Here is a 21,609-nt window from a genome sequence, read left to right as displayed (position 1 = left end):
ACGCTGCCGACGTGACCACCAATGACTACGCCGCGTACATCGCCGGTCTCCCGAAGGTCCTGGCCGGTGCGGCCTGCCTCTTCCGTGACGCGCGGGGCCGGGTGCTCCTCGTCGAACCGAACTACCGGAAGGGCTGGGCGCTGCCCGGCGGCACGATCGAGTCGGCGGACGGCGAGACTCCGCGGCAGGGGGCCCGACGCGAGTCGGCCGAGGAGATCGGCCTCGACCTGGAGCCGGGCCGGCTGCTCGCGGTGGACTGGACGCGCGGCACGGCGCGTCCGCCGATCGTGGCCTATGTGTACGACGGCGGGGTGCTGGACGAGAAGCAGCTGAAGGCGGTCCGGGTCCAGGAGGAGGAGCTCCTGTCGTGGAAGCTCGTCGAGCCCGCGGACATCGGCCAGTACCTGCTCGGCAACCTGCGCGGGCGCGTGCGTGCGGCACTGAATGTGCTGGAGTCCGGCGCGGGAACGGTGGAGCTGGAGGACGGCAGCCCCGTCGGCTGACGAGCCGGCCCGGATCCGCCGGTCAGCCCTGCTGCTCCGGCGGCTTGATCCCGTCCTCGCGCACGGTCTCCTCGCGCGCCGCCGTCCGTGCCTCCGTGCGGTGGCCCCGCGCGATGTAGTCGCGTACGACGAGTTCGACGGCGTCCTGAGGGCTGCCGACGCCCGCGAGCACCATCACTTCGACCACGAGTTCCGCGTCCAGACTGACCGATACCTTCGCCATGGCGGGGGACGTCAGCAGTACGCGATATCGCCTCGCGCGGTGCGGCGTACGCTGCGTACGCTCCCCGCATGACACTCGTGGCGATCCTCAGCGGCGCCGGCATCTCCACGGACTCCGGCATCCCCGACTACCGCGGGCCGAACGGCCTCTGGCGCAAGGACCCGGAAGCCGAGAAGCTCGTCCGGTACGACCTGTACATGGCCGATCCGGAGATCCGCCGCCGTTCCTGGCAGATGCGCCGCACCACCGCGGCGTGGAACGCCGAGCCGAACGCGGCCCACCGCGCGGTGGCCGAGCTGGAACGGTCGGGCGTGGCCGTACGTGTCATCACTCAGAACGTCGACGGTCTGCACCAGGCGGCCGGTCTCTCCGCGCGCAAGGTCTTCGAACTGCACGGCACCGCACGCCAGGTGGTGTGCACCCGCTGTCACGCCCGCTCGACGATGGCCGATGCCCTGGCCCGGGTGGAGGCGGGGGAGCCCGATCCGCCGTGCGGCACGTGCGGCGGGATTCTCAAGGCCGCCACGGTCATGTTCGGTGAACGGCTCGACCCGGTGGTGCTGGGCAACGCGATGGCGGTCGCGAAGGGCTGCGAGGTGTTCATCGCGGTCGGTACGACGCTCCAGGTGCAGCCCGCCGCGTCACTGGCCGGGACGGCGGCGGAGCACGGGGCGCGGCTGATCGTGATGAACGCCGAGCCGACGCCGTACGACGCCCTGGCGCAGGAGACGATCCGCGAACCGATCGGCACGGCACTGCCCGCACTGCTCAAGCGGCTGACGGACGAGGCCGGCACCGCTTCGGGGGCCTGACCTCCGGGAGACCTCGTGCCGCTCCGGTCCCCCTACCGCGGGACGTCCGGCCCCTCCCCCTTGTGGCGCCGGTAGTAGCGGGCCACCCGCGCACGGTTGCCGCAGCGCGCGGCGGAGCACCAGCGGCGGCGGGGGTGGGCGGGCACGAACAGCATCGTGCAGTCCTCCGCCTCGCACTCCCGGATGCTCGCGAGCGCCGGACCCGCCAGCAGCTCGGCCGCCTCCTCGGCCAGGACCGCGGCCACCCGCACCCCGAGCGGGCCGGAGCGGCGGGCCGGCGCCACGACGCTCTCGCCGTTCCATTCCGCGTACCGCACGGCGGGGGCGGCGAGCTGGGCCTCGTTGAGTCCGCGCAGTGCCGTTTCCGGCGGGCGCTCGCCGCGCCGGGCCGCCGCGACGGCCGCGGCCGCGGCCGCCCGGACCGCGCGTACCGCCCCCAGATCGTCCGGGGTCGCCTCCCGCGCCCCGGCGGCCCCGGGCAGCCGTTCGCCCTCCAGCGCCAGCCAGGCCAGCAGACCGGCCGTGTCGGCCAGGTGATCGACCGGGGGGCCCTGGGCCGCGTGCGGCAGCGTGTTGAGGAGGTCCAGGGCGAGCAGCTCGCCGGTCAGGGGCTCATCACCGTTCATGTCGCTAACGCTAACTCACGCTCTTGACGCATTAGAACCCTCCGGCGTAGAACTAATGCATCGGGCCAACCAGGAGGCATGTGAACATGGCGATTCAAGCTGTTCCGCACATCCGTCACCGGCACATCGAGGTCGACGGAGTCCGTGTCTTCTACCGCGAGTCGCTGCCCGTGGGTGCGACGGACGACGCCCCCGTCATGCTGCTGCTGCACGGCTTCCCGTCGGCCTCGCACCAGTTCCGCCGGCTGATGGACGCGCTGGGCGCCCACTACCGGCTCATCGCCCCGGACTACCCCGGGTTCGGCCACAGCGACGCCCCGGCGTCCTCGACCACCGGCGGCCCGTTCACGTACACCTTCGACCGGCTCGCCGACATCACCGAGGGCTTCGTGCGGGAGCTCGGACTGTCCCGCTTCGTGATGTACGTGTTCGACTTCGGCGCCCCCGTCGGCTTCCGGCTCGCCGCCCGCCACCCGGAGTGGATCGCCGGTCTGGTGGTGCAGAACGGCAACGCGTACGCGGAAGGGCTGTCGCAGCAGGCCCGCGACTTCATCGCGCTGCGCCCGGAGGTCCCCGGCGCCGCCGACACCGTGCGGTCCCTGCTGACCCTGCCCGCGACCCGTGGCCAGTACGAGGGCGGCACGGCCGACCCCGAGCTGGTGGCGCCGGACGGCTGGACGCTGGACCAGCACTTCCTGGACCTGCCGGGCCGCACCCGGCCGCAGCTGGACCTGGCCTTCGACTACCACTCCAATGTGGCGCTCTACCCGCAGTGGCAGGACTGGCTGCGCAAGCACACCCCGCCGGCGCTCGTCGTCTGGGGCACGGGCGACATGTTCTTCACCGAGCCCGGCGCCCGCGCCTATCTGCGCGATCTCCCCGACGCCGCACTGCACCTCTTCGAGACCGGGCACTTCGCCCTGGAGGACCACCTCCCGCAGATCGCGCCGCTGATCGCGGACTTCCTGGACCGCACCTGGGAGGCCGAGGCCGGCGTGCGGTAACGTTGACGGCTGCGAAGGGGAGTAGCCCTGCAAACCGGTCGTCGACACACTGGAACCTCCGGGTTCCCGGTGGCCGGGCTCGTGGATCATGACGGGCGGGCGAGACCTTCGGTCAGGTATGACACGCCCACGCCCCGTGGGCGGTGCCGTCATGCCGGGCCGAGTGGTCCTCCGAAAAGCCCCAGTGGCACTTCGCGGATCCGGGGCCCGGCTCCAACAGAAAGCCACCCGGAATGCATCTCGACCCCCTGGCGATCATCACCGCTTTCGGGCTGATCTTCCTCGCGGAACTCCCCGACAAGACGATGTTCGCGTCGCTGGCCATGGGCACGCGCATGCGCCCGCTCTACGTCTGGTTCGGCACGTCGTCCGCGTTCATCGTCCATGTCGCCATCGCCGTCGGGGCGGGCGGCCTGCTCGGCCTGCTGCCCGACTGGATCGTCAAGCTCGTCTCCGCCTCCCTCTTCGCCTTCGGCGCGTTCATGCTGCTCCGGGCCGACGCGGAGGACGACGACGAGGACGGCGGCCCCAAGACGGTCACCGGCTTCTGGCCGGTGTACTCCACCGCGTTCATGGCGGTGTTCATCAGCGAGTGGGGCGACCTCACCCAGATCACGACGGCCAACCTGGCCGCGAGCAACGGCGCCTGGTCCACGGCGATCGGATCCGCCGCCGCGCTGATGTCCGTATCGGCTCTGGCCCTGCTCGCGGGACGGTTCATCGCCAAGCGCGTACCCCTGAAGACCGTCCAGCGCATCGGCGGGGTCTGCATGCTGGGGCTGGCGATCTGGACGGTCATCGAGATCTTCACCGGCTGACCGGCCCTGAAGGACGAACGAAGGGCTCCGCGTGTCGTCTGCGCGGGGCCCTTCGCCGTACGGTTCCTAGAACAGTGCCGGGGAGCTGTCCTCCGTACCGTTCTCGAAGGCCAGCAGCCGCTGCTTGCGGTCCAGCCCGCCGCCGTATCCGGTGAGGCTCCCCGAGGCCCCGATCACCCGGTGGCACGGCACGATGATGCCGACCGGGTTCTTGCCGTTGGCCAGCCCCACCGCGCGCGAGGCGCCGGGCTTGCCGAGGTTCTCCGCCAGTTCGCCGTACGTACGGGTCTCACCGTACGGAATCCGCTGGAGTTCGGCCCAGACGCAACGCTGGAACGGGGTTCCGGCCAGGTCCAGCGGGAGAGTGAACTCCCGCAGCTCTCCGGCGAAGTAGGCGTCCAGCTGCTCGACGGCCTCGTCGAAGGGGCCCGCGTCGGGCTCGCCGAAGGTTTCCTCGGGCGGCCGGTGGCGCTGACCGGTCATGTAGAGGCCGGCGAGGACCCGGTCGGTGGAGACGAGGGTCAGCGGGCCGTACGGACTGTCGATCACCGTGTGCTGCCGGGTCGGCCGGGACTGCCGGGTCACCGTGCTGGTGCGTGTCGTGGTCACGAGGAACTTCCTTGTGCGGGAAGGTGGTTGATGGGGTGGTCGTCGACGGTCCACAGGTACTGGACGGCATAGGCCCGCCATGGCCGCCAGCCCGCCGCGCGTGCGGTGAGCGCGGCCGGTGTCGACGGCAGGCCGAGCTGCTCGGCGGCCCGCCGGATGCCGAGGTCCGTCGGCAGGAAGGCGTCCGGGTCGCCGAGCGCCCGCATGGCGATGACCTCGACGGTCCAGGGGCCGAATCCGGGCAGCGCGGTCAGTTCGGCCCGCGCCTTCTCCCAGTCGGTGTCGGTGCCCAGCCGCAGCGAGCCGTCCGCCAGGGCGCCGACGAGCGTGGTCAGGGTGCGGCGGCGGCTGCGGGGCAGGGCGAGCTGCTCGGGGTCGAGCCCGGCCAGCGCCCGGGGCGCCGGGAAGAGGTGGGTGAGGCCGCCCTCCGGATCGTCGACGGGAGTGCCGTGGGCCGTGACCAGCCGGGCCGCGTGCGTACGGGCGGCGGCGGTGGACACCTGCTGGCCCAGCACGGCCCGGACGGCGAACTCCGCACCGTCGACGGTCCTCGGCACCCGGCGGCCCGGCGCCTTGTCCACCAGCGGGGCCAGCAGGGGATCGGCCTGCAGCTGCTCGTCGACGGCCACGGGGTCGGCGTCCAGGTCCAGCAGCCAGCGGCACCGGCTGATGGCCAGGGTGAGATCGCGCGGGTCGGTGAGCGCGAGCCGGCAGGCGATGTGGTCGGGGTGCGGGGTAAGGGCGACGATGCCGTGCCCGTGCGGCAGGTCGAGCGTGCGGCGGTAGGCCCCGTCGCGCCACTCCTCGACTCCGGGGACGGCCGTCGCGGCGAGGTGCCCGAAGAGGTTGCTGGGGTTCAGCGGGGCGCGGTACGGCAGCCGCAGCGCTATCGTCCCGGGCGTGGCCGGCTGCCGCACCGACCGGGAGGCGCGGCTGCGCAGCTCCCCCGGGGCGAGGGCGAAGACCTCGCGGACGGTGTCGTTGAAGGTGCGGATCGAGGCGAACCCGGCCGCGAAGGCCACCTCGGCCATGGGCAGCCCGGTCGTCTCGATGAGCACCCGCGCGGTCTGCGCCCGCTGTGCCCGGGCCAGCGCGAGGGGTCCGGCGCCCAGCTCCGCGAGCAGTTGCCGTTCGATCTGCCGGGCCGAGTACCCGAGCCGGGTGGCCAGACCGGGGACGCCTTCCCGGTCGACGACCCCGTCCCGGATGAGGCGCATGGCGCGGGCCACGGAGTCGGCGCGGGCGTTCCACTCGGGCGATCCGGGGCTCGTGTCGGGCCGGCACCGCTTGCAGGCCCGGAATCCGGCCTGCTGGCAGGCGGCGGCGCTCGGGTAGAAGCTCATGTTCTCGACCTTCGGCGGCACGACGGGGCAGCTCGGGCGGCAGTAGATCCGGGTGGTCAGGACCGCGGTGAAGAACCAGCCGTCGAACCGGGCGTCCTTGGACTGGACGGCCCTCACGCAGCGCTCGGTGTCGGTGTGCATGGTTCAAGCATGGGCCACCGGCAGGGCGAGGGCTGGCGAGAATCCGACATCAGCCTTCAGCTGCCAGGACTTCACCGGCTGCCAAGCCGGAGGCCCTGAAGTTGACAGCCGACGTCCCGGTGAGAGCCTTGAAGGGATCTCGACATCCATGGGCGGGCCTGATGCCCGCCGACCCGCGCGGACCTGATTGCCCGGCCCCGTAGCGGGGAACACGAGGGAGGGTCCTTCATGACGGACACGCCCGCGCCGATCTGTTCGCATCTGGACCAGGTCAGACGTGTCACCCCGGACAGCCCCGACTCCTGCCCGCAGTGCGTCGCTCAGGGTGACGCCTGGGTGCATCTGCGCGAGTGCCAGAGCTGCGGGCACGTCGGCTGCTGCGACTCCTCCCGCAACAAGCACGCCACCGCGCACCGGGAGGCCACCGGCCACCCCTTGATCCGCTCCTACGAGCCGGGCGAGACGTGGTGGTGGTGCTACGAGGACCAAGTGACCTTCGACGTCGACGGTATCGGGCCCGCCAGGGCGGCTTGAGCACGGCCGGGCGGCTTGAGCACGGCCGGGCGGCCCGAGCACGGCCGGGCGGGCATTGCGGAGGTTCGCCCACCCGCTGTCAGCCCCGTGCGGCCGCCAGCGCCTCCTCGAACTCCACGTACGCGTGCGCGTCGAAGAGCACGAACCGCACCTCCTCGACGGGCGCCGCGGCCTCCGCCAGTACGGTGCGGACGGCGATGCGGGCGCCGTCGTCCATCGGCCAGCCGTAGATGCCCGTGGAGATCGCGGGGAAGGCGATGGTGCGTGCCCCCAACTCCGCGGCGACGCGCAGCGCTTCGCGGTAGCACGACTCCAGCAGGGCAGAACGGTCCTCGGCGCTGCTCCAGACCGGGCCGACCGTGTGCACGATCCAGCGGGCGTCCAGTTTCCCGGCGGTGGTGGCGACAGCCCGGCCCGTGCGCAGCCCCTTGCCGTACTTCGAGGCGCGCAACTCCCGGCAGGCGGCCAGGATTTCGGGGCCGCCCCGGCGGTGGATCACACCGTCCACCCCGCCGCCGCCGAGCAGGGAGGAGTTCGCGGCGTTGACGACGGCGTCGACGGACTGCCGGGTGATGTCGCCCCGTACGAGGGTGACGGTGACGGCGGAAGGTGTGCGCATCCGGCCATCATGCCGTGGTACGCGGGTCCGTGGCGGCCGACCGCCCGCGGCGGAGGTCAACGGCCGCCGGACGGCCCCGATCGGCGCAACCGCCGCCACACCGCCTTCGCCGCGTGGTGACCGGACATGCCGTGCACGCCGGGGCCGGGCGGGGTCGCCGACGAGCAGATGTAGACGGACGGGTGCGCGGTCGCGTACGGAACCCTGGCGAGCCGGGGACGGATCACTGTCTGCAGCCCGGCGAAGGCACCGCAGGCGATGTCCCCGTCGACGTAGTTCGCGTTGCGCACCGCGAGTTGGGGCGGGCCCGTCACCGCGCGGGCGAGGACGATGTCGCGGAAGCCGGGGGCGAACCGCTCCAGTTGGCGTTCGATGACGTCGGTGGCGTCGCCCTCCCAGCCCGCCGGGACGTGTCCGTACACCCAGAAGACCTGCTTGCCCTCGGGGGCGCGGGACGGGTCGGTGAGGCTGGGCTGCGCGGTGATGAGGAAGGGCACGCTCGGGTCCCGGCCGGTCACCGCGGCGCGCAGCGCGGTGTCGATCTCGCCGGCCGTGGGGCCGATGTGGACCGTGCCGGCCCGGCGGGCCTCCTCGGCGGTCCAGGGGACGGGGCCCGACAGCGCGTAGTCGATCTTGAAGCAGGAGGCGCCGTAGCGGTAGCCCCGGTAGGCGTTGCCCAGTCCGGCGATCCGGGCCAGCGCGGTCGGTGAGGTGTCGAAGACGTAGGCGCGGGCGGGCGGCAGCTCGTCCAGCCGCTTGACCTCCGTGCCCGTACGGATGATGCCGCCCTGCTCCCGCAGGTACGAGGCCAGTGCGTCGGAGATGGCCTGCGAGCCGCCGCGCGGCACCGGCCAGCCCTTCTCGTGCGCGGCCAGGGCGAAGAGCAGGGCGATGCCACCGGTGGCGGGACCGCTGGTGGGGGCTATGGCGTGGGCGGCGAGTCCGGCGAGGAGGCCCCGGGCCTTCTCGCCCCGGAAGCGGCGGGACAGGAGCGTGGCGGGCTGGATCGCGTCGAGTCCGAAGCGCGCCCAGCGGTACGGGTCCCGGGGGAGCCCGTCCCACGGGGTGCGCAGGAAGTCCTGGGCGAGTGTGTCCCAGTGACCGCGGAAGGGCGCGAGGAGTCTGCGGTACGCCCCCGCGTCCTGCGGTCCGAGCGACATGGCCGTCTCCCCCACCGACGTGGCCAGCACGGCTGCGGAACCGTCCGGGAACGGGTGGGCGAGAGCCAGCGGCGGTTGCAGCCACTCCAGGCCGTGCTTCGCCAGGGGCATCGCGCCGAAGGCGGGTGAGCCGATGCCCAGCGGGTGGACCGCCGAGCAGGGGTCGTGCCGGAAACCGGGCAGCGTGAGTTCTTCGGTGCGGGCTCCGCCGCCGACGGTCTCCCCGGCCTCGAAGACTTCCACGGCGAAGCCACGGCGGGCCAGTTCGACTGCGGCGGTCAGTCCGTTGGGGCCCGCCCCCACCACGACGGCATCGAGCATCGATGGCACCTTCGGACTCCTTTGTCAGCCGACGGTCTGAGAGCCCAGGATATTCGCAGGCACCGACACTTCGGGAGCGGGTACGGTGCCCGTCCCATGAATACTCCGAACCACGCCCGTCCGGCGCACCCGAACCCGTCTCCCGCCCTCTCCCCGGAGGCGGAGGGATCCGCTCTGCGACGGAGCATCGACGAGATGGCGGAACGGCTGACCGCGGTACCGGGTGTCCGCGCCGTCGTGCTCGGAGGCAGCCGGGCCCGCGGCACCCACCGGCCCGACTCGGACTGGGATCTGGGCCTCTACTACCGCGGCGCACCGGACCTCGCCGCGCTGACCGCGCTGGCGTCCGCGTTCCAGGGCTCCCCGGTCGAGGTGGCCGGGCCGGGCGGCTGGGGGCCGTGGGTGAACGGCGGGGCGTGGCTGCGGGTGGACGGTGTTCCGGTCGACTGGATCCTGCGCGATCTGGACCGGGTCGAGGCGGTCTGGTCCGACTGTCGGCAGGGACGGTTCGAGGTGGGCGTCCAGCCCGGGCATCCGCTGGGCTTCTGGTCCCCCGCCTACGCGGGCGAGGTTGCGCTCGGGCGCGTACTCGCCGACCCTCATGGCGAGTTGACGGCACTTCAGCAGCAGACGTCTGACTACCCGGAGCCCCTGCGCGAGGCGCTTGCCGAGGCGGCCTGGGAGGCGGAGTTCTCGGTCGGGTCGGCCCGTAAGTCGGCACCGGGCGGTGACCGGCTCCATGTAGCGCTCTGTCTGTCCCGGGCGTTCGGCATCCTCGCCCAGTCGCTGCACGCCCACCACCGCACCTGGTGCCTGAACGAGAAGGGCGCGCTGGCCGCCGCCGCTGCCCTGCCGGACACGCCCGCGGACTTCGCGGCACGGGTGGGCGAGGCGCTGTCGGGGCTGGACCCCTCGGCCGTGGAGACGGCCGCGACAGTCGTGAGGGACGTGCGCGAGGTCCTGCGGAAGGGTGTCGCCGACGGGAGTCGAGGACCTCGGTCGCGCTGAAGGGCCCGGAACGCCGAAGGGCCCGGGCGCAGCGCGCACGATCACCGCGCCCCGGACCGCTTGCTCAGGCCTCGGTGCGCAAGGCGGCCAGGATGCGGTCGGCCGTCGCACGGTCCCGGGCTGCCGTGAAGGGCAGGTCGTTGCCGCCGGCGATACGGAACGGCGCACCGGACAGCGTGGCCTGGGCGCCGCCCGCCTCGGTGACCAGGAGGAGTCCCGCCGCGTGGTCCCAGGCGTACTCCCAGTTGAAGGCGAGCGCGTCCAGCTCGCCGCGGGCGACGGCCAGGTATTCGAGGCCGGCCGAGCCGCAGGGCCGTGCGTCGATGCCTTCGGTGCGCAGGCCGAGCAGGGCCTGCTTCTGCGCGTCGGTGGTGTAGTCGGGGTGCGACATCGCCACGTGCAGTACGGCGTCGGGCGCGGGCGACCCGGAACGTATCGGCGCGCCGTTGAGCGTGGCGCCCCGGCCGCTGACCGCGACGGCCATCTCGTCCAGGGCGGCCGCGTAGGTCCAGGAAGCCAGCAGCTCGCCGCGGTGGGCCAGGGCGACCAGGGTGCAGAACCCCGTTTCGCCGCGGACGAACTGGCGGGTGCCGTCGACCGGGTCGACGATCCACACGGGGGCCTCGCCGCTCAGCGCCTCGTACACCTTCGGGTCGGCGTGGACCGCCTCCTCGCCGACGACGACGGAACCGGGCAGGAGCCGGCTCAGGGAGGCGGTGAGGTGTTCCTCGGCGAGCCGGTCCGCGGTGGTGACGAGGTCGTGCGGGCCGTTCTTCTCGATGATCTCGTGTGCGGCGAGCTGCCGGTAGCGCGGCATGATCTCGGCGGCGGCCGCTGCGCGGACCGCCGCCTCGACCTCGGTCAGGTCCACGGCAAGGAAGTCATCGATCATGCCCCCAGCTAAGCACGGGCTGTGCGGACGCCGACGACCTGGTCATGACGGGGAGGTGGCCGGCCGGCGTCCGGTCCGGTCGCCCCGCGTCACGACCGGGCCGTCGGCCCCTCAGCGCCCGACGGCGTACCCCTGCATGCCACGCGGGTTCGCCGCCGCCGACAGCACCCCGGTCTCCGGGTCGCGGGCGACCGCGCACATCCGGCCCTCGGACCACGGGTCGCCGACCGTGACGTCATGGCCGCGCCGGCGCAGTTCCGCGACGACGTCCGGGTCCATGCCCTCCTCGACGGTGACGCTGCCCGGGCGCATCCCGCGCGGGAAGAAGGAGCCGGGGAAGCTGTCGTTGTGCCAGTTCGGGGCGTCGACGGCGCCCTGGAGGTCGAGGCCGCCGCGGACCTCGGCGCGCAGGGCGACGGCGAGGAAGAAGTGCAGCTGCCACTGGTCCTGCTGGTCGCCGCCCGGGGTGCCGAAGGCCATTACCGGGACGCCGTCGCGCAGGGCGAGGGACGGGGTGAGGGTGGTGCGGGGACGCCGGCCGGGGGTGAGGGAGTTCGGCAGGCCCTCGTCCAGCCAGGCCATCTGGAGGCGGGTGCCGAGCGGGAAGCCGAGTTCGGGCACGACCGGGTTGGACTGGAGCCAGCCGCCGCTGGGGGTCGCGGAGACCATGTTGCCCCAGCGGTCGACGACGTCGACGTGACAGGTGTCGCCGCGGGTCGCGCCGTCCTTGGCGACGGTCGGCTCGCCCGCGGCGACGGCGGCTCCGTCCTTCGCCACCGTCGGCTCGCCGACACCGGCGGCCGGTATGCCCATGGCGTCGAAGCCGGACTCGCCGGCGGCGACGGCGTGGGCGTGCTCGCTGAGCACGGGCGTGCGGCCGTCGGGGCTGCCCGGGCGCAGCTCGTGCGAGGCCTCGTCGGTGACCAGCGCACGGCGGGCGGCGTTGTACGGCTCGGAGAGCAGCGTGCCGAGCGGAACCTCGGCGGCGTCGCCGTACCAGGCCTCCCGGTCCGCCATGGCGAGCTTGCAGCCCTCGATGAGGAGGTGGACGTAGTCGGCGGAGCCGTAGGCCGGCAGTTCGGCGGGCAGCAGCGCGAGCTGCTGCAGGAAGGCGGGGCCCTGGCTCCAGCCGCCGGCCTTGGCCAGCGTCCAGCCGTTCCAGTCGTACGTGGCGGGGGCCTCGTACGACGCGGACCAGCCGGCCAGGTCGGCGGCGGTGAGGGTGCCGGTGTGGCGGGTGCCGCTGGTGTCCATGGTGGGGACGGCGGCCTGGCGGACCAGGGCCTCGGCGATGAAGCCTTCGCGCCAGATCGCGCGGGCGGCCTCGATCTGCGCGGTGCGGTCCTCGCCGCCGGTCTCCTCGGCCTCGGTGATCAGGCGGCGCCAGGTGGCGGCGAGGGCGGGGTTGCGGAACAACTCGCCCGGCTTCGGGGACGTGCCGCCGGGGAGGTAGACGTCGGCGGAGGACTGCCACTCGGTCTCGAAGAGCTCGCGGACGGTCTCGACGGTCTGGCCGACGCGCTCGACGGGTGCGTGCCCGTCCTCGGCGTATCCGATGGCGTACCGCAGCACCTCGGCGACGGTCTTGGTGCCGTGGTCGCGCAGCAGCAGCATCCAGGCGTCGAAGGCACCCGGCACGGCGGAGGCGAGCGGCCCCGTGCCGGGGACCAGGTCGAGGCCGAGCGAGCGGTAGTGGGCGACCGTGGCACCGGCCGGGGCGGGGCCCTGGCCGCACAGGACCCGGACGTCCCCGTCGCGGGGCGCCAGGATCATCGGCACCTCGCCGGCCGGGCCGTTGAGGTGCGGTTCGACGACGTGCAGGACGAATCCGGCGGCGACGGCGGCGTCGTAGGCGTTGCCGCCGTCCTCCAGGACGGCCATCGCGGACTGCGAGGCGAGCCAGTGGGTGGAGGACACCATGCCGAAGGTGCCCTGGAGGGTGGGCCGGGTGGTGAACACGGATGCGGCTCCTTGCTGCGACGTTCTGTGGTTTGTTGCGGATCGTACGTACGGGAGGCCGGCTCCGGGAACGAGGGCCCGCCTCCCGTACGCGGGTCAGGCGGCCGCGTCCGGGGCGGCGCCGTCGTCGTCGACGAGGTGGCAGGAGACCTGCCGGCCGCCGGGCAGTTCCCGCAGGGCGGGGATCTCGGTGCGGCACCGGTCGGTGGCGAGCGGGCAGCGGGTGTGGAAGCGGCAGCCGGGCGGCGGGTCCAGCGGACTGGGCAGTTCGCCGTGGAGCACGATGCGCTCGCGGGAGCGCTGGAGCACCGGGTCGGGCACGGGCGCCGCGGAGAGCAGCGCCTGGGTGTAGGGGTGCTTGGGGTCGGCGAACAGTTCGGCGGTGGGGGCCTGTTCGACGATCTGGCCGAGGTACATCACGGCGATGCGGTCGGCGAGGAACTCGACCGCGGCCAGGTCGTGGGTGATGAACAGGCAGCCGAAACCGCGGTCGCGCTGGAGGTCGGCGAGCAGGTTGAGGACGGAGGCCTGCACGGAGACGTCGAGGGCGGAGGTCGGTTCGTCCGCGACGACGAGATCCGGGTCGCAGGAGAGCGCGCGGGCGATGGAGATGCGCTGGCGCTGGCCGCCGGAGAGCTCGTGCGGGTGCCGGTCGGCGTGCTCGGGGCGCAGCCCGACCTGGGCGAGCAGTTCCTCGACCCGCTCGCGGACGGCGGAGCCGCGGGCCCGGCGGTGGAGCCTGATGGGTTCGGCGATGATCTGGCCGATGGTCATGCGCGGGTCGAGCGAGGACGAGGGGTCCTGGAAGACCAGGTGGAAGTCCTTGCGCAGCGGGCGCACGGCGCGGCGGGACAGATGGGTGATGTCGGTGCCGTTGATGTGGACGGTGCCGCCGGTGGGTTCGTCGAGGCGTACGGCGCAGCGGCCGACGGTCGACTTGCCGCTGCCGGACTCCCCGACGAGGCCCACGACCTCGCCGCGGCCGACGGTGATCGAGACGCCGTCGACGGCGCGGACGGTGCCGCCGCCGGAAGCCGCGAAGTGCCGTTCCATCGAGTCGATCCGCAGCACGGGGTGCTGCTGGTCCGCGGCGCCCTCGGCGCTTTCGCGCGGGGCGGGGACGGTCTGTGCTGCGGTCACTTTCCGGCCTCCTGGTCGGGTCGCGCGGGCTCGGCGGCGGGGGTGGCCGTGAGGGTGTCGGACGCCTCGTCGGCGCCGTACGGGTGCCAGCACGCCGCCCGGTGGGCTGCGTCCGTCCCCGTACTCGGGTCGACGGACCTGAAGCCGGGGCGGCCACCCGTGCAGTTGTCGTCGGCGCGGCTGCACCGGGGTGCGAAGGTGCAGGCGTCGGGCTGGCTGTCGAGGCTCGGCACCAGGCCGGGGATCTCGGGCAGCCGGCGCTTGCCCTCGCCGCCCGGGCGCAGGACGGCTCCGAGCAGCCCGCGGGTGTACGGGTGCCGGGCGGTGGCGAACAGTTCGTGTACGGGGGCCTCTTCGACGGAGCGCCCGGCGTACATCACGAGAACCCGGTCGGCCGCGTCGGCGACGACGCCGAGGTCGTGCGTGACCAGGACGATCGCGGTGCCGAGCCGTTCGCGCAGCGACTGGAGGACTTCGAGGATGCCCGCCTGCACGGTGACGTCGAGCGCGGTGGTCGGTTCGTCGGCGATGAGGACCGAGGGGTCGCAGGCGACCGCGATCGCGATCATCACGCGCTGGCGCATGCCACCGGAGAGCTGGTGCGGGTACTCGTCGATGCGGCTGCGCGGGGCGGGGATGCCGACCAGGTCGAGCAGGTCCACGGACCGCTCCCTGGCCTCCTTCCGGCTCAGCCCCTGGTGCCTGCGAAGCACCTCGCCGATCTGCCGGCCGATGGTGAGAACCGGGTTCAGCGAGGTCATCGGCTCCTGGAAGATCATCGCGATGTCCTTGCCGCGGATCTTCTGGAGCTCCTTCTCCGGCGCGCCGACGAGTTCCCTGCCGCCGACGCGGATGGAGCCGCCGATGCGTGCCGTGGGCGGGAGCAGTCCCATCACGGCCATGGAGGTGACGGACTTGCCGCACCCGGACTCCCCCACGACGGCGAGGACCTCGCCGGGGTGCAGATCGTAGGAGACGCCGTCGACGGCGTGCACGGTGCGGGTGTCGGAGCGGAAGGAGACCGACAGGTCGCGGACGCTCAGGACGGGCTCACCCACCCGTCCCCGTACGGATTCGAGAACGGTCTCGGTCATCGGGTCCCTCCACGGGGGTCGAGGACGTCGCGCAGTCCGTCGCCGAGCAGGTTGAAGGCCAGGGTCGCCGCGACGATCGCCAGGCCGGGGAAGACGGCGAGCCAGGGCGCCGGGGCCAGGAAGGACTGGGCGCCGGAGAGCATCACGCCGAGGGACGGGTCCGGGGGCTGGACGCCGAGACCCAGGAAGCTGAGCAGGGCCTCGCCGATGATGGCGGCGGGGATGCCGACGGTCGCCTGGACGATCAGCGCGGAGGTGGCGTTGGGCAGGATGTGCCGGAAGAGCACGGTTCCGTCGGCGCCGCCGTTGGCTATGGCCGCGCCGACGTAGTCGACGTGCTTGAGCCGCAGCGTCTCGGCCCGGGTGATGCGGATGACGGCGGGGATCTGCGAGATGCCGATGGCGATGGTCGCGTTGGTCAGCGACGGGCCGAGGATCGCGGCGAGGCCGACGGCGAGCACCAGGAAGGGGAAGGCCAGCATGGTGTCGGTGAGCCGGGAGATCGCGCCGTCGGCGAACTTCCCGTAGTAGCCGCCGATCAGCCCCAGCGGTACGCCGATCACGAACGCCAGCACGACGGCGACGAGGCCGACCTGCATGGAGGCGCGCGCGCCGTACACGATGCGGGACAGCTGGTCGCGCCCAAGATCGTCGGTACCGAGCCAGTGGGCCGCGCCCGGTTCGGCGAGGACGTTCCCGAAGTCCGGCTGCGAGGGGTCGTACGGGGCGATCAGCGGGGCGAGGAGGGCGACCAGGATGAAGACCGCGGCGATGATGCCACCGGTCATGGCGAGCCGGTTCCGGCGCAGGGCGCGGAGCCGTCCGTTACCGGTCCCCTTCTTCTTCGCGGTCTGCGGGACGGTGGGGAGCGCTGGGGTCGCTGTGGTCACCGGGCACCTCCGAGCCGGATGCGCGGGTCGATGACCGAATAGACCACGTCGACCAGCAGATTGATGAGGATGTACGCGGCGGAGGTGCAGAGCACCACTGCCTGTAGCGTCGCGTAGTCACGGGTGAAAACGGCGTCGATGGTGAGCTTGCCGAAGCCGGGCAGGACGAAGATCTGCTCGGTGACGACGGCGCCGGAGATCAGGTGTCCGAGCTGGAGTCCGAGCACGGTGACGACGGTGACGAGCGAGTTGCGCAGGGCGTGCCCGCCGACGACGGACCGTTTCGACAGGCCCTTGGCGCGGGCGGTGCGCACGTAGTCGGCGGAGAGCGAGTCGAGCATCGCCGCCCGCGTCTGGCGCATCACGACGGCGGCGAGCCCGGAGCCGAGCACGATCGCGGGCAGCACCATGCGGCGCAGGTTGTCGACCGGGTCCGTACCGAAGGGGACGTATCCGGAGGCGGCGAACACCGGGACGGCGATGGCGAAGCCGAGGACGAGCACGATGCCGAGCCAGAACGTCGGGATGGAGAGCCCGATCAGCGCGATCACGTTGGCGATCCACTCCTCGGGCTTCCCGCGCCGCACGGCGGCGACGACTCCGGCACCGATGCCGAGGACCACGGCGAGCAGCAGGGACAGCGCGGCCAGCTCCAGCGTGACGGGGAGGGCCTGCCCGATGGCGTCGGCGACCGGGAGCCCGGTGCGGGAGGAGTTGCCGAGGTCGCCGGTGAGGGCGTGGCCGATGAAGCGGGCGTACTGCACGACGATGTTGTCGTTGAGGCCGTACGCCTCACGGATCGCGGCGAGCGCCTCGGGGCTGCGCTCCTCACCGGCCAGGGCGAGCGCCGGGTCGCCGGGCAGTGCCCGGATGCCGGCGAACACCACGACGGAGACCAGGAAGAGGGTGATGAGGGACTGGCGCAGCCGCGTCAGCAGGTATTTCGTCATCGGGTGTACCCCGCATTCGTAACCCGGACCAGTCCGTCGCCGTAGACGCGGATGCCCGCGACGTCCTTGGTGGCGACGACGTAGTTCTTCTGCCGGTAGAGGTAGATCAGCGTGTGGGCGTCCTGCACGCGCCGGGTGAGCTCGTCGTAGATCTCGGTGCGCCGCGCCGGGTCGGCGACGGTGCGGCCCTCCGCGATGAGCCGGTCGATCGCGGGGTCGCCGAGGCCGTAGGCGTTCATGGCGCCGGCGGTCTTGAGGAAGTTGGAGACGTTGCCGTCCGGGTCGAGCCGGCCGGACCAGCCGCTGGTGAAGACGTCGTAGTGTCCGGCGTCGGTCTCCGAGAGCATGGTGGCGTACTCGGTGGGCCGCAGCGACAGGTCGAAGCCGGCCTCCTTGACCATGGCCTGGAGGACCTGTCCGACCCGCCCCTGTTCGGGGGTGGTGGAGGTCTTCAGCTCGATCTTCAGCGGGGTCTTCACGCCCGCCTCCTTCAGCAGCTTCTTCGCCTTGGCGATGTCGCGCTTCGGGCAGTCCTCGGGCTTGACGCCGGGGGCGATGGCGGACTGCGGTGAGATGGGGCCGCAGGCCGGTTCGTACATGCCCTGGAAGACGACCTCGTTGAGGGTGTCGCGGTCGATCGCGAGCTCGAATGCCTCCCGGACCCGGACGTCCCGGGCGATCGGGGTGTCGAGCTTGCCGGGCTGCTGCCCGAGGCCCTTCACGTTGCCGACGTTGAGGCCGATGCCCTGGTAGCCGAGCGAGGGCGAGTTGAAGAGCTGGAGCTTCGGCTCGGTGAGGGCGCTCTGTACGTCGACGGGGCCCATCTGGTCGCCGACCTGGAGGTCGCCGGAGCGCAGGTTGGCGAGCCGGACGTTGCCGTCGGGGATGGGCTTGTAGACGACGCCGTCGAGGTGGACCTTGTCCGCGTCGTAGTAGTTCGGGTCCTTCTTCAGCACGATCCGGTCGCCGCCGACGCGCTCGACGAAGCGGAAGGGGCCGACGCAGGAGGGGTGGTTCGTGAAGTTCTTCCCGTACTTCTTGAGCGCGGCCGGTGACATCACCATCCCGGCCCGGTCGGCGAGGACGCCGGTGAGCGGTACGTAGGGCTGCTTGAGCCTCATCCGTACCGTGTCGGGGCCGGTGGCCTCGATGGAGGTGACCGGGGCGAGCTCCGTGCCGCGGGCGGATCCGGGGAGGTCACGGTGGCGCAGCAGCGAGGTGACGACGGCCGCGGCGTCGAGCCGGGTGCCGTCGCTGAACTTCAGGCCGGGGCGCACCTTCAGGGTGACGGTGCGGCCGTCGGCCGAGGTGGTGGGCAGTGCGGCAGCGAGCTGCGGCACGACGACCCCGTCCTCGTCGATGTCGTAGAGCTTCTCGCACATGCCCGCGAAGACCGTGCGGCCGACGAGGGTCTGGGCGAGCGTCGGGTCGAGTTTGTCCGGGTCCGAGTTGAGGGCGACGGTGAGTGTCCCGCCGTCGCGTACGGACCGGTCGTCGGTTTTGCGTACACCGCCGACCTCGGTCGCCGAGGACTGCAGCGACGCGCAGCCCGAAGTGAAGGACACCAATGCAACCGCCACCAGGGCAACCGCTTTTCGGCGCACGAGGGCCTACCTCCCGCCAAGGGGTGATCAGGGAATATCGCAGACCGTATTTCGCATACAGTCCGCAAGGCAAGGGGGGTGACCACATACCGGACGGTTTTTACTGACGATCGGATAACGGCCGTACACACGAGGCACACAGCGGCACGGGACAGCGGATCAAACGCCCAGGGGGCGGCGGGAACGGCGATTCACGACGAATGGGGCCCTCGGCGCACAAGCGCCCAGGGCCCCGTCCGCGGATCGCGGTTCTCGTTCGCGGTTCGCGGTTCGCGGTTCGCGGTTCGCGGTTCGCGGTTCGCGGTTCGCGGTTCGCGGTTCGCGGTTCGCCGGTCAGCCTGAGTACTGGGCGAACACCTTCGTGAAGTCCCACGGCTGCTGCGAGACGCCCGAGCAGGTGTCGGCGCCGCCGCCGGTGCACGGGCGGTCCCGGTTGACCGACCAGAAGGTCAGCCGGGCCAGGTGCCGCTGCTGCGCGTAGCCGAGGATGGTGCGGAAGTCCGCGACCGTGACGGTCTCACTGTTGTCCGTGATGCCGTTCATCGAGGAGATGCCGGTGTGCCGGTACGCCTGGTCGTCCGAGTAGCCGTAGGCGCTCTTGACCGTGTTCTTCAGCCCTTCGGCCGCGCCGACGGTGAGGTTGCCCATGTTCTGGCCCGCCCCGCCGAAGTTGAACGGCATGATCGTCCAGCTGTCCACGGTCAGCCCGGACGCGGCGGCCTTGCGGATCAGGCTGTCGTCGGGACCGTTCTGTCCGGTGCCGAAGGTGACGTAGACCTTGATCCCCGGGTTGTTGGCCTTGACCGTCTTCAACGCGTCGACCGTGCGCTGCTGGACGGTGGCGCTGTCGTACGCCTCGGCCTCGATGTCGATGTCGATCGCCTTGAGCCCGTAGGCGTTGATGACCTTCTGGTACGCGGCAGCCAGCTCACCCGCGCTGGAGCAGGAGCTCTCCAGCTTGTTGCCGCTCCAGCCGCCGAAGGACGGGATGACGTCGCCGCCCGCACCCCGGACGGTGTTGACGGTCTGCTGGTCGACCCCGCCCGTCAGCGGCCTGCCGCCGTCCCACTGCGGGTTGCAGTACCCGTTGCTGAGGACGAAGGCGAGCGTGAACCACTTGACGCCGGTGGCGTTCATGACGGTGGTCGGGCTGGGCGGGCTGCCCCAGCCGTTGTAGAGGTACGGGGCGACGGCCATCGCCCCGGCGGGCGGCGTCGTCGGGTCTCCTCCGCCGGTGGGCGCGGTCCACTTCTGGTTGGCGGCGCCCGTGCACGTCCAGATCTGCAGCCGGGTGCCGTTGGCCGAACTGTTGCCGGTCGCGTCCAGGCACTTGTCCGCCTGCGGATTGACGATGTCGTGGGCCGCGGTGACGGTCCAGCGCTGGGCAGCGGAGCCGTTGCAGTCCCACAGCTGGACCAGGGTGCCGTTCGCCGTACCGGCCGAGGTCACGTCCAGACACTTGCCCAGCGCCTTGATGCTCCCGTCCGAACCGACGTCCCACTGCTGGGCGTTGGTGCCGTTGCAGTCGTAGAGCTGGACCGGGGTGCCGTTGGCACTGCTCGCGGCGGCGACGTCCACGCACTTGCCGGCCAGGCCGGTGATCTGCCCGGTCGCCGCTGCGGCGCCCAGGGCGGGCGAACCGGTCAGACCGGCCAGCAGCACCGCGGCCGCCCCGGCACCGAGCAGGCTCCGGACGACGGGCGCACGTCTTCCTGCACCGTGACTCCCCATCAACTGCTCACCGTCCACTTCTGGTTGGCGGTACCGCCACAGGTCCAGATCTGCAGCCGCGTACCGTTGGCCGCATTGTTGCCGGTGACGTCCAGGCACTTGTTCGCCTGCGGGTTGACGATGTCACGCGCCCCGCTCACGACCCAGCGCTGGGCCGCCGATCCGTTGCAGTCCCACAACTGCACGACGGTGCCGTCGGCGGTTCCGCCCGATGCCACGTCGAGGCACTTGCCGAGCGCACGGATCGTGCCGTCCGCGTTCACGCTCCACCGCTGGGCGTTGCTGCCGTTGCAGTCGTAGAGCTGGACCGGGGTGCCGTTGGCGGTGTTCGCCGCGGCGACGTCCACGCACTTGCCGGCCAGGCCGGTGATGGGTCCGCCCGTTGCCGGCTGACTGTCACTGGTGGTGACGCGGACGTGGTCGACGACGAGCTGCTGGGGGAAGGTGGTGTTGCCGTCGGGGTCGCCCGGCCAGTAGCCGCCGACCGCGAGGTTGAGGATGAGGAAGAAGGGCTTGTTGAAGGCCCAGGTGTTGGAACCGGTATCGGCGGGCGTGCGGTGCTGATAGACGTTGCCGTCCACGGACCAGGTCACCGAATTGGGGGCCCAGTCGATGGCGAAGGTGTGGAAGGCGTCGGCGAAGGCCTGCCCGTTCGGGAGGGTGTATCCGGCGCCGATGCCGGCGGAGCCGGAGTAGCCGGGACCGTGCAGGGTGCCGTGGACGGTGGAGGGTTCGAAGCCGACGTTCTCCATGATGTCGATCTCGCCGGAGTTGGGCCAGCCGACCTGTCCGATGTCGTCGCCCAGCATCCAGAAGGCGGGCCACATGCCCTGGCCGCGCGGGATCTTCATCCGCGCCTCGACGTGACCGTAGGTCTGGGTGAACTTCCCGGAGGTGTTCAGCCGGGCCGAGGTGTACTGGCAGGTGCCGTACCAGCACTGGTAGTTGTTCGGATTCTCCTTGCGCGCGGTGATGACCAGATGCCCCTGGCCGTCCAGTGCGGCGTTGCTGTTTCCGGCGGTGTAGTACTGCCGCTCATGGTTGTTGACGTTGTCGCCGGTCTCGATCTGCCACTTGCTGCCGTTCACGGCCGAGCCGGCGGAGCCGTCGAACTCGTCGGAGAACGTCGTGACGGCGGCCGCGGCCGCCGTTTCGGACATCGGGGCGGTGGACGCGGAGGCGGGACCGCCGCCGCCCGCGAGAGCCGTCGTGACCAGGGCGAGGGTGAGAACCGAGAGTACGGAGTGCAGCAGGCGCCGCGTACGGCGTGGGGAGTCCATGACTCTCCCTTCCGGTGTGTGAGGGGGAGGAAGGGGAACCTGTCATGCATATGACAGGCATATACATGACAGGCGCAGCGCGGGGGGACATACGGGAGCCGCGCCGACCGAGGTGGGGGTGGTGTTGAGCATGAAACCGCGTACGGAGTGGGACGGTGGGGCCGCTTAGTTCACTGGATGATTTAAGAAGTGAACTAAGCGGGTGTCAAGACCTTGGTACATACCACTGACCGATCGACCCGGAGACCACGGACCGATCGGCCCGGAGACCGCTGACCGATCGGCCCGGAGCACGGAAACGCCCTCGCCGCCACCCCGCCGGGCAGGCCCGCAGGAAGTCGGGTGATC

The 21,609-nt window shown here is 71.9% G+C and carries 21 protein-coding genes; 6 read left to right on the top strand and 15 right to left on the bottom strand.

Annotated elements, in window-relative coordinates; all coding sequences use genetic code 11:
• Nucleotides 1-11 precede the first annotated feature (11 nt).
• Nucleotides 12-503: an NUDIX hydrolase gene (locus OG446_RS32145; protein ID WP_328897305.1), complete on the top strand. Its 492-nt coding sequence runs from the start codon at nt 12-14 to the stop codon at nt 501-503.
• Between the two features lie 22 nt (nt 504-525).
• Here OG446_RS32145 and OG446_RS32140 read toward each other — a convergent pair whose 3' ends face one another.
• Complete coding sequence (locus OG446_RS32140) at nt 526-726, bottom strand: DUF2191 domain-containing protein (protein ID WP_328897304.1); 201 nt, start codon at nt 724-726, stop codon at nt 526-528.
• Between the two features lie 68 nt (nt 727-794).
• Between OG446_RS32140 and OG446_RS32135 the strand changes: the two genes are divergently transcribed.
• A complete protein-coding gene (locus tag OG446_RS32135; RefSeq protein ID WP_328897303.1) occupies nt 795-1,538 on the top strand; it encodes an SIR2 family NAD-dependent protein deacylase in 744 nt (247 codons plus the stop codon).
• Nucleotides 1,539-1,570: 32 nt separating this feature from the next.
• Here the strand turns inward: OG446_RS32135 and OG446_RS32130 are convergent, their stop codons facing one another.
• Nucleotides 1,571-2,164, bottom strand: a complete 594-nt coding sequence (locus OG446_RS32130; protein ID WP_328897302.1) for a CGNR zinc finger domain-containing protein — start codon at nt 2,162-2,164, stop codon at nt 1,571-1,573.
• 86 nt (nt 2,165-2,250) lie between these two features.
• Between OG446_RS32130 and OG446_RS32125 the strand changes: the two genes are divergently transcribed.
• Nucleotides 2,251-3,168: an alpha/beta fold hydrolase gene (locus OG446_RS32125; protein WP_328897301.1), complete on the top strand. Its 918-nt coding sequence runs from the start codon at nt 2,251-2,253 to the stop codon at nt 3,166-3,168.
• A gap of 233 nt (nt 3,169-3,401) precedes the next feature.
• On the top strand, nt 3,402-3,986 hold the full coding sequence (locus OG446_RS32120) for a TMEM165/GDT1 family protein (protein ID WP_328897300.1): 585 nt from the start codon (nt 3,402-3,404) through the stop codon (nt 3,984-3,986).
• 66 nt (nt 3,987-4,052) lie between these two features.
• On the opposite strand, the gene OG446_RS32115 is transcribed toward OG446_RS32120, so the two are convergent.
• Nucleotides 4,053-4,571, bottom strand: a complete 519-nt coding sequence (locus OG446_RS32115) for a methylated-DNA--[protein]-cysteine S-methyltransferase (RefSeq protein ID WP_328898479.1) — start codon at nt 4,569-4,571, stop codon at nt 4,053-4,055.
• Between the two features lie 20 nt (nt 4,572-4,591).
• Nucleotides 4,592-6,079: an AlkA N-terminal domain-containing protein gene (locus OG446_RS32110; protein ID WP_328897299.1), complete on the bottom strand. Its 1,488-nt coding sequence runs from the start codon at nt 6,077-6,079 to the stop codon at nt 4,592-4,594.
• Nucleotides 6,080-6,307: 228 nt separating this feature from the next.
• Here OG446_RS32110 and OG446_RS32105 point away from each other — a divergent pair, with 228 nt between their 5' ends.
• Nucleotides 6,308-6,613: a UBP-type zinc finger domain-containing protein gene (locus OG446_RS32105; protein ID WP_328897298.1), complete on the top strand. Its 306-nt coding sequence runs from the start codon at nt 6,308-6,310 to the stop codon at nt 6,611-6,613.
• Between the two features lie 79 nt (nt 6,614-6,692).
• Here the strand turns inward: OG446_RS32105 and OG446_RS32100 are convergent, their stop codons facing one another.
• Nucleotides 6,693-7,232, bottom strand: coding sequence for an O-acetyl-ADP-ribose deacetylase (locus OG446_RS32100; protein WP_328897297.1), 540 nt, complete (start codon nt 7,230-7,232; stop codon nt 6,693-6,695).
• A 56-nt stretch (nt 7,233-7,288) separates the two neighbouring features.
• Nucleotides 7,289-8,722, bottom strand: a complete 1,434-nt coding sequence (locus tag OG446_RS32095; protein ID WP_328897296.1) for a phytoene desaturase family protein — start codon at nt 8,720-8,722, stop codon at nt 7,289-7,291.
• 186 nt (nt 8,723-8,908) lie between these two features.
• Here OG446_RS32095 and OG446_RS32090 point away from each other — a divergent pair, with 186 nt between their 5' ends.
• Nucleotides 8,909-9,721 (top strand): nucleotidyltransferase domain-containing protein, encoded by an 813-nt coding sequence (locus OG446_RS32090; protein WP_328898478.1) that lies wholly within the window; start codon nt 8,909-8,911, stop codon nt 9,719-9,721.
• A gap of 64 nt (nt 9,722-9,785) precedes the next feature.
• On the opposite strand, the gene OG446_RS32085 is transcribed toward OG446_RS32090, so the two are convergent.
• The 9 genes from OG446_RS32085 to OG446_RS32045 form a co-directional block, all read right to left on the bottom strand.
• Nucleotides 9,786-10,613, bottom strand: coding sequence for an inositol monophosphatase family protein (locus tag OG446_RS32085; RefSeq protein ID WP_328897295.1), 828 nt, complete (start codon nt 10,611-10,613; stop codon nt 9,786-9,788).
• Nucleotides 10,614-10,724: 111 nt separating this feature from the next.
• Entirely contained in the window at nt 10,725-12,572 is a 1,848-nt protein-coding gene (locus OG446_RS32080; RefSeq protein ID WP_328897294.1) for a gamma-glutamyltransferase family protein, read from the bottom strand.
• Nucleotides 12,573-12,668: 96 nt separating this feature from the next.
• A complete protein-coding gene (locus tag OG446_RS32075; protein WP_328898477.1) occupies nt 12,669-13,625 on the bottom strand; it encodes an ABC transporter ATP-binding protein in 957 nt (318 codons plus the stop codon).
• 83 nt (nt 13,626-13,708) lie between these two features.
• Nucleotides 13,709-14,806 (bottom strand): ABC transporter ATP-binding protein, encoded by a 1,098-nt coding sequence (locus OG446_RS32070; RefSeq protein ID WP_328897293.1) that lies wholly within the window; start codon nt 14,804-14,806, stop codon nt 13,709-13,711.
• Complete coding sequence (locus OG446_RS32065) at nt 14,803-15,696, bottom strand: ABC transporter permease (RefSeq protein ID WP_443050244.1); 894 nt, start codon at nt 15,694-15,696, stop codon at nt 14,803-14,805. Before OG446_RS32065 ends, OG446_RS32070 begins: the two co-directional genes overlap by 4 nt.
• Entirely contained in the window at nt 15,693-16,646 is a 954-nt protein-coding gene (locus OG446_RS32060; protein WP_328897292.1) for an ABC transporter permease, read from the bottom strand. Before OG446_RS32060 ends, OG446_RS32065 begins: the two co-directional genes overlap by 4 nt.
• Nucleotides 16,643-18,211 (bottom strand): ABC transporter substrate-binding protein, encoded by a 1,569-nt coding sequence (locus OG446_RS32055; RefSeq protein ID WP_328897291.1) that lies wholly within the window; start codon nt 18,209-18,211, stop codon nt 16,643-16,645. Before OG446_RS32055 ends, OG446_RS32060 begins: the two co-directional genes overlap by 4 nt.
• Nucleotides 18,212-18,583: 372 nt before the next feature.
• Complete coding sequence (locus tag OG446_RS32050) at nt 18,584-19,981, bottom strand: ricin-type beta-trefoil lectin domain protein (RefSeq protein WP_328897290.1); 1,398 nt, start codon at nt 19,979-19,981, stop codon at nt 18,584-18,586.
• Nucleotides 19,981-21,261: an RICIN domain-containing protein gene (locus OG446_RS32045; RefSeq protein WP_328897289.1), complete on the bottom strand. Its 1,281-nt coding sequence runs from the start codon at nt 21,259-21,261 to the stop codon at nt 19,981-19,983. Before OG446_RS32045 ends, OG446_RS32050 begins: the two co-directional genes overlap by 1 nt.
• Between the last annotated feature and the right edge of the window lie 348 nt (nt 21,262-21,609).

This window comes from Streptomyces sp. NBC_00236 (genome assembly GCF_036195045.1).
In the GTDB taxonomy this organism is placed as follows: Bacteria; Actinomycetota; Actinomycetes; order Streptomycetales; family Streptomycetaceae; genus Streptomyces.
Note: the sequence above shows the minus strand (reverse complement) of the source record. Positions and strands in the feature narration are given on the sequence as shown.